Below are 13,630 nucleotides of genomic sequence, written 5' to 3'. Positions count from 1 at the left end.
ATACCGTGAATGATCAAAGCTAGGGGGTCGGCAGGCTCGGTGGTGGCTCCGTCGAGCCCGGCGGAGGAAGCTGCTTCTTACCTCCTCTCTTTTCAATGCAGTTGTCGGCGCAGTCATGATATTTTTCCCCAGCGCAAAGAGCACAACGGTAACAGGTAAATGCCCTCAATATCCAGAGCGGCGTGTTCGTAGGAAGGGTCATTTCCGTGCATGCCAGGCACAGTTCCGCGCAGCCAGTGTCGTTCTCGATCTCCCCCAACAAGCACAAGCCCATACAGCCGATCTGAGCGGGAGTTTTCGGAATCCGGGGCCTGCGAAGGCTGGGCCATTTGAGGTGCGGCCAATCCGGCCAGGAAAGTCCGGGGCTCGCGTTTGAACCTGGCCCACACTTTCCGTTGCCCGGCGCAGGAGTTCCGGTCACGGGCGAGCTGTCGGGAGGGACACTGACCACCGGCGGGGAAGTCCCCGGGTCCGCGTTGTTCTGCGAACCTACCGCCGGGATCCCGGACTCCGCGGCGTCCCGCCCCTTGTCGACCTGGCCCTGGGTGATGGGATTCACCGTCGGCGGACGGGGTTGGGGGTGCCTCAGCGCGTGCTTGAGTTGCTGATGCTGGATGTCCTCGGGTGAGGGCTTGGGGGTTGGGCTGTGATGACCGCCACCACCGCCACCGCCACCGCCGCCACCGCCACCGCCGCCACCGCCGGACGAGGGATGGCCGCCGCCACTGCCACCACCGGGATTGTGGGCGTCGCCACTACTGCTGCCACCGTTCTGGGCGTCCTGGCAGTCGTCGCCCCCTGCGCCGTTCCAGTCGTTTCCCCTCAGCCCGTAGCTCGCGAGGCTCATCTGGCCTGGGGAGCCGCAGTCTCCGCGGGCCGAATGCCCGGTGGGGTCGACGTTGTCGAGTGGGGAACCGTTGGCGTACGTGTAGTGGTCGGCCTGGATGGACGGGACGGGGTCGAGGGTCCAGTCGTCGCGGCTTGCGAAGTCGCCTGTGCCGGGGGTGTACCAGCGGGCGTTCATGTCGACGCGCCCGGTGGTGGGGTCGGTGTACTCGCTCTGGAAGCCGAGGTCCGGGACGGTTCCGGTGGTGCCGGTGGGTGTCCCGAACGGGTCGTACACCGTCGAGCCGGTGAGGGCGTCGCCCGCCTGGTTGAGCGTGGCGGTGAGATCGTCGTGCCGGTCGGTCAGGACGCGGCCGCGGGTGCCGTTGACCCGTGCGGACAGCAGATCGCCGTCAGGCCCTCGGCCGTAGGTGGTCTGGATGGTGGCGTTGGTGGTCGCGACGGGGTCGTTCTGGTCGGTGGCGTAACTGACCTTTGTGGTGACGCCGGCCTGGGTGCGGGTGGTGAGGCGGTCGAGGGCGTCGTAGGTGTTGGTGACGCCATTGTCAGTGATGAGACGGTCGTAGGCGTCGAAGGTGAGGGTGTTCGCGGGTTGGTCGCTCTGGGTCTTGAGGTCGCCGCGACCGGTATAGGTGTAGGTGGTTCCGGTGCTGTCGGAGGTCAGCCGGTTGCGCTGGTCGTAGGTGTAGGTGGTGGTGCCCGCCCTGGTGCGGTTGCCCGCGGCGTCCCAGCTGTAGTCGGTGACGGTGCCCGCCGGGGCCGTCCACTGGGTGAGGCGTCCGGCATCGTCGTAGGTGTAGGAGTTGGCGCCCGCACCGGGCGTGCCCGCCGTGGTCTTGCCGGTGATGTGGTCGTCTCTGTCGTAGGTGTAGGCGGTCGAGGCGAGCGTGGTGGCACCGGGCGAGGTCAGAGTGTCGGTCTTGACCCGGTTGAGGGCGTCGTAGGTGTAGGTGCGATGTGCCCCGGTAGTGCCGTACTGGATGCCGGTGAGCCGGCCGGCGCCGTCGTAGGAGCTGGTGGCGGTGTCGCCGGTGATGTCGTCGGTGGCGGCCGTGAGCTGGTCGTAGCCGTTCCAGGTGAAGGAGGCCGCCCCGGCGGCGTCCGTACGGCTGGTCAGGCGCCCGTCGGAGTCGTAGCCGAAGGTGGCGCCGGCGCCGTTGGGGCTGGAGGTGGTCAGCGCCAGGCCGCGGTCGTTGTAGGTGGTCAGGATGTCGGCGCCGGGGGCCGAGACGCGTAGCCGGTGGCCGGCCAGGTCGTACCCGAAGGTCTTCTGCGCGGTGGAGGCGCCGGCGCCGGCGCCGTTCTCCTGGGTCAGGCGGCCGAGTTCGTCGAAGACCCGGGTGACGCTGACCCCGCTCGGCTTGTCTTGTCTGACCGGGTTACCGGCCGCATCGTAGGAGGTGGTCCAGGTGCGGCTCGCCAGGTCGTAGTGGGCGGGAGTGGACGGTTCGATGACCGACTCGGTCAGGCCGAGGGTGTTGTAGGTAGTGATCGTGGCGTTGCCGCGTCCGTCGGTCAGCCGGGTGCGTCCTCCGTCGGCGTCGTATCCGAACGTCGTGGTGATCGAGCTACCGGCCGCCACCGGTTCCACGAGCTTCGTCAGGTTGCCTGCGGCATCGTAGGTCCGCTGGGTCGTTCTGCCTTCGGGTGTGGTCTCGCTGGTGCGGTTCCCACTCGGGTCGTATCCGAACACGCGCGTCCGCAGGATCGAACCATCGGAGTCAAGATCTTTTGATGCCGTCATACGGCCGGCGGCGTCGTGCTCGACGGCGGTGCTCCTGCCCAGCGGATCCGTCACCTTCACGGACCGGCCCGCCAGGTCGTACTCGGCCGTTGAGATCTTGCCCAGCGGGTCGACCTGCTGGGTGATCTCCCCCACTCCGTCGACGGTGAGCGCTGTGGTGTCGCCGCCCGGCTTGACCGTCTGGACGAGGTTCCCGGCGTCGTCGTAGGTGAGGCCGGTGGTGTAGGCGGCCGCCGAGGGTTTGCGTTCGACGGTGGTCTGGGTGATCTGGCGGCCCAGGTCGTCGTAGGTCGCCTCGGTGCGGGCGCCCATCGGATCGGTCTCGGACAGCGGCTCACCGGCGGTGTCGTAGTCGTAGCTCCAGCGTCCGGGATTGTTCTCGGTGGACAGCCGCGGGTCGTCGCGGTGAACGGAGTTGCCGAGCGCGTCGTAGGCGTAGCTGGTGGTGTCGCCCCGCGGATCGGTCTGCCTCAGCAGTTGCCCGGCGGCGTCGTAGGCGAAGGTGGTGGTCGCGGTGAACGCCGTGCCACCGGGTGGGGTGTAGGACGGCTGCGCCAGAGCGATGGTCTGGCCGGTCCTGTCGTAGCCGATGGTCTTCTTACGGCCTTCTGGGTCGGTGATCTGGGTGCGTTCGCCGGCGGTGTCGTACCCGATCTTGAGGGTCGGGTTGGACTGTACGGCCGGGGCTCCGTTTCGCTCGACTTGGGCCGGCGGCTGGGTGACCTGGACGAGCCGGCCCGCCGGGTCATATCGCATGGTGGTGGTGTGGTCGGCGGGCGTGGCACCGGCGGCGTTGCCGCGCGGGTCTACCACCGAGGTGATGTCTCCGAGCTGGTTTCGGGTGTACGTCGTGGTGAGATCCTCGTCGCCGTTCTCCACGGTCCGTGCGGTCGTCCGGTGCAGCGCGTCGAAGGTGTAGGAGGTGACCTCCTGGCGCTCCGAGCCGCCATCGGTCAGCGTGGTCTTGACGACGTTGTTGTCGGCGTCGAGTTTGTTGTCGGTGCGCCGGGCCACCCCGTCGGGGTCGACGACCTGGGCGACCCGATTGCCGATCTGGTCGTAGACGTAGTCGACCCGTTTCTTCCCGCCCCCGGTGACCTGCGTGGTCAGGTGGCCCGCGCCGTCGTAGGTGTCGGACTCCATCACCACGTCGCGGCCGGTGGAGGCGTTGTTGAGCGTCACGCCCCGGGCGGTGGTCTGGGCGAGCAGATCGTCGCCGTAGTAGGTGTAAGCGAGGGTACGGCCCATCACGTCGGTGTGGGAGGCGAGGCGGCCGCCGTCGTCGTAGGCGTAGGAGTCGACCACCAGGTCCCGGGCCGAGCTCGGATGGTCGGGGTTGCCGGTCCAGCCCTTGAGGGTGCGGGTGGCCGGTTGCCCGCGCGGCGTGTAGGTGAGGGCGTAGGTGTGACCGAGCGGGTCGATCTCGGTGGTGCGTGCGCCGGTGGTGTCGAAGGTTGCGTACCGCGTGTGGTTCTCGGGGTCGGTGACGCTGTCGGGACGTCCGTGCGAGTCGTAGGTGTACGTGGTGACCCGGCCGGGGTCACCACCGGTGGTGTCGGCGAGGGTCTCGGTGAGCCGGTTGCCGTCGTCGTCGTAGGTGTAGCGCGTCTGCGCGGTGTGGGTGACCCCGGTGACCTCGTTGGTCACGGCGGGCCCGGTCTCGGTGGTGACCCGGTCCTCCCCGTCGTAGGCCAGGCTGGTGGTCACCCCCGCGGGGTGGGCGTCGGAGGTCTCCGTCGTGGTCAGCACCCGGCCGAGCGCGTCGTAGGTGTAGCTGGTCGCCTTCCCCGCGGCGTCGGTGTCGCGCGCCACGTCACCGGCCGAGGTGTAGGTGAAGGTGTGGGTGGTCCGGCCGCTCCCGTTCGACTGCCGCTTCAGCAACCCCGCGGGTGTGCTGCCGCCGCCCCAGGCGGGTTCGGTGCCGTCGGTGTACTCATAGGCGAGCCCGTGAACGCCATCGGGGAACTCGTCGGTGCCGGGCCACTGCTGCTGTGTCTGCTGCCCATAGGTGTCGTACTGCCAGGTCGTGGTGTACGGACTCGCGGACGGATTCACGGTGCGCCCGTCCTGGTGGGCGGTCAGCTGGTCGTTACGGGGATCGAACGGGTCACCGGAGTTGAGGTAGTAGCTCCAGTACTCGGCGTAGCAGGTGTCGGGGTCCCGGCATCTCCGCTGCCAGTCCAGGTTCCCGCGCTCGTCGTAGGCCATGGCGGTCTCGTTGCCGTTGGCATCGGTGACCGTCGCCAGGTGTCCGGCGATGTCGTACCCGTAGGTGGTCGTCTTGCCCAGCTGGTCGGTCTCCGAAGTGATCCGGTTGCCCCGCAGCGGGTCGTAGCGGTAGGTCATGGTGCCAGTGCCGGCCGGAGTGTCCAGGGTGACGGTCTTGACCGGAGCATCGGTGGTCCCCGAGTACGCCGGGGTGCCCAGCGCCCACGCCCCGCCGTTGTGGTCGGTCTGGGTGGCCAGCCGGTCGTGGCCGGTGTCGTAGGTGTTGATCGCGTGCACCCGGCCGGTCGGCAACGTGACCTGGGTCAGTTGCTGGGCCGCCAGCCGCGCCGCGTAGTGCTGCTGCACCGCCGGCAGGCCGAGCGGCTTGTCGTAGATCGCCACCTCGTCGATGTCGCCGGTGAAGTAGAAGTTGCTGCCCGCTGTCGTCACGGTCTGCGGCCAGTGCGAGGACGCCCACCCGTATCCCGCATACACGTACGGCTGGTTCAGGTGATCGATCGTCCCGTCCAGGGAACCGACGACCGACCCGTCCAGGTACAGGGTCTGGCTGCCGCCCTGCCCGGACAGCACCACGTGATGCCACTGGTCGTTGTTCACCACACCGGATGAGGTGATCGGCGTGGCCGTCCCGTTCCAGAACTGGCCGCGCAGCCTCCCGTCCCCGCCGACGTAGACCGCCGGGGTGAAATTGGTGGGCGACGACCCGGCGGCCGCGTTCTGGTAGGCCAGGATCGTGCCCTTGCCGGAGGTCTTGAACCAGGCCTCCACCGCCAGGTAGCCGCTCTGCTTGCTGACATAGCGGTCCGGCAGCCGCACGCTCCCCGCACCGGCCAGGTGCACCGCCTTGTCACCGGTGCCGCCCACCGCACCCGCGGTGTTGAGGGTCGCCGCGGCGTACGTGCCCTTGTCGGTGCCGAGATTCGCCGCCGCCTCGCTGTTCGCGGTGGTCCCGGCGGCCTCCCCCAGCCGCCAGTACCCGACCGGGTTGTCGTCCAGCACCGTAGTGCGGTAATGCGAGCCCGACCCGTAGGAGTAGCTCGTGCACGCCGTGGCCGACGTGGGCGGGCACACCTTCGTCAAGGTGTCCCCGCTGTAGGAGTAGGTCCACGTCAACGGCGACCCGTCAACCGGGTCGGTGCTCACGGTCTGCACATGGTTGCCCGACCACCCGAACGTCAGCGACCGGCCACCGGTCGCCGTGACCACCGACAGCTTGCCGCCCGTTCCGTACGCGAGACTCTGCGCGCGCCCCCGGTGATCGGTGATGGACGTCAGCCGGCCGGCTGAATCGAAGTCGTAGGTGGTGGAGGACTTGTCGCGCAGCCGCCACCCTCCACCGTTCACCGCCAGGGTCGCGAACATCCCGATGGGCGGGGCGTAGGTGCCGTCACCGTTGCCGGCGAACCGGACCTCCTGCCCGGACGGGTAGGTGACCACCACGTTGCCGCTACCGGCGCTGTCGGGAACCACCTTCATGTCGTAGCGGCTGGTCCAGCCCGCACCGAACATCCCGCCCGTACGTGGGTCGAGGCTGTTGTAGGTGCGGGTCACCGACAACGGCGTCCCCACCGCCGCGACCTTCGCGTCCGTCGCCGTGGTGATGAAGTTACCGGTCTGCTGGTCGAACTCCTGGCCACCGGACGCCGTGGCGGCCAGGTGGGAGGTGATCTCCGGCTGCTGCACGGCGGTTGCGAACTTATGCCACGGGCCGTTGGTGGTCGTGCCGCCACCGTCGTTGACCGACACGGTCCAGTAGTACTCGTTGGCCCACTCCAGCCGTTTTGCCGGATCGGTGTCTGGCACCGTCCACTTCGGGGTCTGCTGCCACGGCGAGGTCACACACCACGACCAGTCGATCCACGGTGCCGCGCACACCGTGAACTGGTAGTTCACCGTCGCCGACGGCCACGCGTCCACACTCACCGCGTCCGCGAACAACTGCGGGGTCAGCGACCCGACCTGGAGATTGTTGTGCGGCGACATCTCGTTGAGTCGGGCCGGGACGTCCGGGACCGTCACCTTCACCTGCGCCGTGCGCGCCACACCCCAGTCGGAGAACAACGCGCCGCCGCTGGTGACCATGTCGAACTTGATCGTCCAGGTGCCCGGCGGCAGGGCGTTGACCTTCGCGTTGACCGTGGCCGTCTGCCCGTAGGCGACGTTTCCCGGCATCACCGTCTGCGCGGCGACGTGCTTGATCTGGTTACCGGCCTGGTCGAACACCTCGTAGGACAGCTTGTAGCCGTTGGTCGGTGTCCAGGTGGTGTGGCCCTTGTCGGTGACCTTCACATGCACGTAGCCGGCCTGGTTGTTGAGCACCGGCGGGTTGAACACCACCGGGTTGTCCGCCATCGTGTACGTGGCGTTGTACGGGCTGTAGACGATGCTCATGTACGGGCCGTTGGGGGTCTCCCTGCTGGAGAACTTCTTCCAGCCATAGCTGCTCGTCGTCGAGGCCCGCACCGTCAACCCGTAGTTCGCCTTGGTGCCGTCCACCCACCCCTGCACCAGGGCGTCCCCGGCCGTACCCAGATCGATGCCCTCCCATCTGGCCGGACACGGGCTGGCCGCGCCGCTGCCGCTGGTCCATCCGTCCGCGAAACTCCGCGACGCCAGCGCGTACCCGTACGACGGACCCGGATAGGCCGCGATCGACGCCTGCCCCCAGCTCTGCGTCACCGGATGCACCGAGATCGGCTCGTCCTTGCACGAGTACGACCACGCGTTCATCAGGTGCAGGTCGACGTCATAGATCTTGGAATGGCTCAGGTCGTTGTCGACCTGGGAGAATCCCAGATACGTGGCGGCCTTGGTAGAGCCCCCGTCGTACGTGCCGACCTTCAGCTGGTCCTCGGTGTACGGGCTCGACCCGTAGCCGGTCTGCACATAGGTGTCGGAGGTGTCACTGAAGTTCGTCACCGACGTCGGGTCCACCGTCACCGGGAACACTCGCGCCGGATCCGCCAGCCATGCGTGGTCGGCGGTCACCTTCAGCACCCATCGGCCGCCGCGCTCCTCCAGTCCGTAGGCGACGGCCTGCGAACGGGCGCCCTCCCCCGAACGCGGGTCGATCTTCGCGTCGACCATGAAGCCGTGCGGGATGTGCACCACCACCGCACCGGCCGCGTCGACCACCTCGACGCTGCCGTCAGCGGCCAGCCGCGGCACCAGCCCGTCGGTGCGCAACGGGAACTCCCACGACGAGGCACCGCCCGGGGACCGCAGGACGAGCTTCTCCTTGATGCTGGCGCCGTTCAGCGACTGCAGGACCAGATCCGTGCCCGGCTCGATACCGGCGTACCGCACCGTGTCGGCCCGGGCCGTCCCGGGCACCGTGGCAGCGCCTGCCACTCCGAACCCGAACCGCCTGCCGCGACCCAGATCCATCGTCGCCAGATCCTGCCCGGAGGCTCTCCCGGCGAACGTCAACCGGCTGCCGTCGGCCGTGTTCCGCCACTGACCGTGGCCGTCATCGACGAGCCTGGCGTCGATCGGCTGGAACGCGCCCGTCGCGTCCCGGTAGTTGACCGGACGGGTGTAGACCCGCGCCGTCCACGTCCCATCGGGGTTGCGATACCGATCGGTGAACCGGCCACGCTGCCCCGGATCCGCCACGCTGCGCTTCGCGTCGAACCCGGTGACCTTCACCGGCCCGCGCTTGGGCATCAAGCCGACCCGGTGCGGTGGCGCGGGTCGCTTCCCGCCGGTCTTGACCACCTGGGGGGTGAACGGTCGCTCCACCGGCGGCGCGTTCTTCGGCCGCTGCGGCAGCCGCTGCGGCAACCGCTTCCTCCCGTCGCCCCTGGCCGTCGTCTGCTTCGAGGACACCAGATGCGCCCTGCCGGCGGCGGAACCCGATCGCTGCTTCGGCGTCACCACATGCGCCCGGCTCGTCAACGAGGGCGGGACCGGAACGCCACCACCCAGCAATCCCCCGAACGCCAGCGCCATACCCACCAGCAGAACCACCGGCCGCAACCACACGGACCTGCTGATCTGGGCAACGAACCGTGAGCGACCCATAACGCCTCCCGGAAGGCAGCGCGGTGTAACGGACCATCGTGCGCCCGAGCCTGTCGCGCCCTCAGGAGGAAGTCGTTGACGTTTTACGCACTGTTGTTGCCGGTTCTTTCACGCTTGGCCGGGACTGTCGTCCGCGAGCCTCTGAGGTGACACTCCCTTGGACGGCGTTCGGATCGCCCGGTAGTCCTTTGGGCACATGCCGTATGCGGCCCGGAAGAGCCGGCTGAAGTGGGCGTTGTTGGTGAAGCCCCAGCGAGTCGCGATGGCGTGGATCGGTACCTGGCTCAGTTGAGGGTCGGCGAGATCGCGGCGGCAGCGTCCGAGTCGGCGTTGGCGTATCCAGCCGGCCACGGTCAGGCCCTGTTGTTCGAAGAGTTTGTACAGGTAGCTCACGGAGATCTGGTGAGCGGCGGCGATGGTGTCGGCTGACAGGTCGGGGTCCCCGAGGTTCCGCAGCACGAAGTCGTGGATCTGCGCCTGCAGGGCACGCTGGCGTGTCTCGGGCGGTAGACAGTTGTCTGCCTCGATGAGGGAGGCGCACATCGCGGCCATCAGATCCAGGGTGATGGTGGCCAGGCGGGCGGTGTCGGCCGGCCGGAAGCGGGGAGCCTGCCGGATCAGTTCGATGAGGTGGCGATGAAACAGGGCGGGTATTCCCTCGCCTGCCGGTATGCGGATCGCGGTGATCCTGGCAATGGCGTTAGAGGGTATGGGCATCAGCGCGCGAAAGAATTCCACCTCAACTCCCGTGACCGCGTCCGCCCGACCGTGGTAGGGCCGTGAGCTGTCATAGAGCACCAATTCGTCGCGGGCGAGTTCTACACATCGGCCGCCTTGGGCGATCTCCATGGTCCCCCGCAGGCCGAGCCACACGGCGAAGGTCTCCGGATCGGACTGGCGAATCAGTTTCGGGGGGCGGCTCACGTACACGGGCGGGAAGGTCAGTTCGGTCACCTGAACGGCTCCGAGGTCCAGGTTCCGCGTGGTGGCCTGGAAATCCGCCTTGTGATCACTGCGGATCATCACCGGCGCGTGTTTGCGGTTGCTCATCTCGTGCCAGCGGGCGAACCGTTCTGCCGACGGTACGTCCTCACTCCGGAACACAGTCTCAATCATGGTCCGACTATCACCGATCAGTCGGCGCCGGGATAGACGGTCTTCCCGGTGTCCGAATGTGGACATCGCAATGGTGAGTCGGATATTTCACAGCTGTCGTGCCGGGAAACGACGGCCTTTCGTCGGCGCCGATACCTATCCTCGTGGGGTAATTGGTCACCCGGTCAATCAGATGACGTAACCATTCGTCTTGCCGCGACGGCTCGCCCTTACCACCTCACCTGTCGCCTCGCCTCTGACCGTCCGGCCTATGTCACGCTGCCCTGACGCTCTGGCTCAACTCGGGTGTTCGTTCCTGCCGCAGAGGCGGCGCGCCACGCCGGCAACACGGTGCCCGTGCTGCTCCAGACCTACGCCAGGGGCGATCCACGGCCAGAGCGAGCCACCGGCCGAGCTGGCACACTCCCCGCACAAAACGGTGGCCCTCAGCGAGGGTCTCCGATCCGGGATGACACACAGTGAGATCGTTCCCGGTCGCTCTCCTGGTTCGCTACGCGCCGGGCCTCCCAGCCGTCGACGCGTTTGTCGCGCGGCTTCCTCGCCCTCCTCGAGGAAGCCGCGTCTCACCAGGTCAGGACTCCGTCGTGCGGATCAGGCCCTCCTGGACGACCGAGACGACCAGCTCGCCGTCCTGGGTGAAGACCTCGCCACGAGCCAGCCCCCGGGCGCCGGAGGCGTTCGGGGTGTCCTGGGCGTACAGCAGCCACTCATCGGCGCGGAAGGGGCGGTGAAACCACATCGCATGATCCAGGCTCGCGCCCATCGTCATCTTGTCGCCCCATGCCAGGCCGTGGTTGAGCAGCACCGTGTCGAGCAGCGTCATGTCCGAGGCGTACGTCATCAGGCAGACGTGCAGCAGGGGGTCGTCCGGGAGTTCGCCGTCGACGCGCAGCCAGACCCTCGACTCCGACGAGGTCAGCGACGGGTCGCGGGCGGCCTCCCACGTCAGTGGGGTCACGTGACGCAGGTCGACCGGGCGCCGGCGGAAGAAGTCGTTGTCCTGCGGGCCGAACAGCGCCTCCATCCTCTCGCGGAAGGTCGGCAGGTCCTCCGGGGACGGGACCTCCGGCATGGGCGCCTGGTGGGACGGGCCCTCCTCCAGCACCTGGAAGGACGCCGACAGCGTGAAGATGACCTTGCCATGCTGGATGACCGAGACGCGGCGGGTGGTGAACGAGCGGCCGTCGCGGACGCGGTCGACCGTGTAGACCAGCGGGACGCTCGGGTCGCCCGGGCGGATGAAGTACGCGTGCAGCGAGTGGACGTGACGGTCCGAGGGGACCGTGCGGCCCGCCGCGACCAGGGCCTGGCCCGCCACCTGGCCACCGAACACGCGCTGCTGGCGTTCGGCCGGGCTGCGCCCGCGGAAGATGTCCATCTCGATCTGCTCGAGGTCGAGCAGATCGAGCAGCTCCGTCAGCGCGCCGTTCATTCGTGACAATCCCTACTGAAAGTGACCGGGTCCATCAGTCAACCAGGTCGAGCGTCTCGCCTCGGCACAGGGCCAGCACCTCCGCGCCGTAGCGGTCGAGTTTCACCGCGCCGACTCCCGGGATGGCCGCCAGCTCCGCGTCCGACGACGGCGCGCGCTCGGCGATCGCCTGGAGGGTCGCGTCGGTGAACACGACGTAGGCCGGGACCTTCTGCCGCTTCGACGTCGCCACCCGCCAGTCCTTCATGCGGGTCAGGAGTTCCTCGTCGTAGTCGGCCGGGCAGCTCTCGCAGCGGCCCAGCTTGCGCTCGATCGCCGCCATCAGCGGCCGAGCGCAGACCCGGCACGGCTGCGGGCCCGACGCGGCGGAGCGGCGTTTCGTACGGTCGACGCGCGGCGGACCCGCACTCTGCGGCGCCAGCCCGTCGAGAAAGCGCGAACGGCGCCGGCCCTTGCGGCCCCCGGGAGAACGCGACAGCGCCCACGACAGCGTCAGGAACTCCCGTGCGCGGGTCACCCCGACGTACAGCAGCCGGCGTTCCTCCTCGATCTGGTCCGGGCTCTTCTCCGCGTAGATGATCGGCAGCGTGCCCTCGACCAGCCCGGCGAGGAAGACCGCGTCCCACTCCAGGCCCTTGGCGGTGTGCAGGGTCGCGAGCGTCACGCCTTCGAGCGTCGGCGCGTGCTGGGCGCCGGCCCGCTCCTCCAGCTCCGCCACGAACTCCCGCAGGCCCGCGGACGGCCGGTCGGCGGCGACGTCCTCGGCGAGCTGGGCCAGCGCGGCCAGCGACTCCCAGCGCTCGCGTGCCGCGCCGCGTCCCTCCGGCGCCTGGTCGGTGAGACCGGTGCTCGCCAGAACGTCGCGTACGGCGCGGACGAGCGGCTCGTCGCCGGCCGAGCGCGCGGCGCCGCGCAGCAGCACCACCGCCTGGCGTACCTCCGCGCGTTCGAAGAAGCGCTCGGCGCCCTTCACGACGTAGGGGATGCCGAAGTCGGCGAAGGCCTGCTCATACGGCTCGGACTGGGCGTTGATGCGGAAGAGCACCGCGATCTCGCGGGCCGGCACTCCCTCGTCGAGGAGCTCGCGGATGCGCTTGGCCACGGCCTCGGCCTCGGCCACCTCGTCGTCGTACTCGTGGAAGGCCGGCGCGGGCCCGGTGGGGCGCTGCGCGACCAGCTCCAGGCGGTGGCGGCGCGTCTCGCCTCGCGCCTGCGCCAGCACGTCGTTGGCGAGCCCGACCACCTGCGGCGTCGAACGGTAGTCGCGGACGAGCTTGACGACCTTGGCCTCGGGATGCTCGATCGTGAAGTTCAGCAGGTAGGAGGGGCTGGCGCCGGTGAAGGAGTAGATCGTCTGGTTGGGGTCGCCGACGACGCACAGGTCACGGCGCTCGCCGAGCCAGGTGTCGAGCAGGAGCTTCTGCAGCGGGTTGACGTCCTGGTACTCGTCGACGACGAAGTGGCGGTATTGGTCGCGGAACTGGTTCGCGACCTCCTGGTGCTCGGTGAAGATCGCGGCGGTGAGCTCCAGCATGCCCTCGAAGTCGAGCAGGTTGCGGTCGCGGCGCAGGTGCTCGTACGCCTCGTAGACGCGCGCCATGTCGGCCGCCTCGGCGGGCGGCGTGCGCCCGGCCTTGCCCGCGGCCGTGACGTACTCCTCCGGGCGGGTCTGGGTGACCTTGGCCCACTCGACCTCGGCGGCGGCGTCGCGCAGCTCCGTACGGCCGAACGACAGGCGGCAGGACCGCGCCGCCTCCGCGACCAGGCCGAGCTTGGACTCGACCAGCCGGGGCGGCTCGCCGCCGATGACCTTCGGCCAGAAGTAGTGCAGCTGTTTGTAGGCCGCGGCGTGGAACGTCCGCGCCTGCACGCCGGGCGCGCCGAGCTGCCGGAGGCGCCCGCGCAGCTCGCCCGCGGCGCGCGTGGTGAACGTCACAGCGAGCACGCGCTGGGGAGAGACCACCCCGGTGAGCACCGCGTACGCGATGCGGTGGGTGATCGCGCGCGTCTTGCCCGTACCCGCGCCTGCCAGCACGCATACCGGCCCGCGCGTGGCCTCGGCGACCTCACGTTGCTCCGGGTCGAGCCCGGCGAGGATCTCATCCGCCTCCATCGCCCCTCCTTCCACGGAGCGCTCATCCTCTCAGTACCGTCGGACGCTCGCGCCCCATCCCCGCCGAGGGAATGCGACGCGACGGCCCGGTGTTGCGCTGATCGACAGTCCGCAGACGGACCCGGGG

The 13,630-nt window shown here is 68.9% G+C and carries 4 protein-coding genes; all 4 read right to left on the bottom strand.

Annotation, left to right across the window (positions count from 1 at the left end; genetic code table 11):
* Nucleotides 1-19: 19 nt before the first annotated feature.
* The 4 genes from QWU11_RS09255 to QWU11_RS09240 all read right to left on the bottom strand — a co-directional run bounded on the left by QWU11_RS09255 (nt 20) and on the right by QWU11_RS09240 (nt 13,503).
* Nucleotides 20-8,647 carry a DNRLRE domain-containing protein gene (locus QWU11_RS09255; protein WP_290104643.1) on the bottom strand — a complete coding sequence of 2,876 codons (8,628 nt, stop codon included), beginning with the start codon at nt 8,645-8,647 and terminating at the stop codon, nt 20-22.
* Nucleotides 8,648-8,950: 303 nt separating this feature from the next.
* Complete coding sequence (locus QWU11_RS09250; protein WP_290104642.1) at nt 8,951-9,958, bottom strand: helix-turn-helix domain-containing protein; 1,008 nt, start codon at nt 9,956-9,958, stop codon at nt 8,951-8,953.
* A 571-nt stretch (nt 9,959-10,529) separates the two neighbouring features.
* Entirely contained in the window at nt 10,530-11,390 is an 861-nt protein-coding gene (tesB, locus tag QWU11_RS09245; protein WP_290104641.1) for an acyl-CoA thioesterase II, read from the bottom strand.
* A 34-nt stretch (nt 11,391-11,424) separates the two neighbouring features.
* On the bottom strand, nt 11,425-13,503 hold the full coding sequence (locus QWU11_RS09240) for an ATP-dependent DNA helicase UvrD2 (protein ID WP_290104640.1): 2,079 nt from the start codon (nt 13,501-13,503) through the stop codon (nt 11,425-11,427).
* Nucleotides 13,504-13,630: the final 127 nt, after the last annotated feature.

The sequence above is a fragment of the Actinomadura sp. DC4 genome (assembly GCF_030406325.1).
In the GTDB taxonomy this organism is placed as follows: Bacteria; Actinomycetota; Actinomycetes; order Streptosporangiales; family Streptosporangiaceae; genus Actinoallomurus.
Note: the sequence above shows the minus strand (reverse complement) of the source record. Positions and strands in the feature narration are given on the sequence as shown.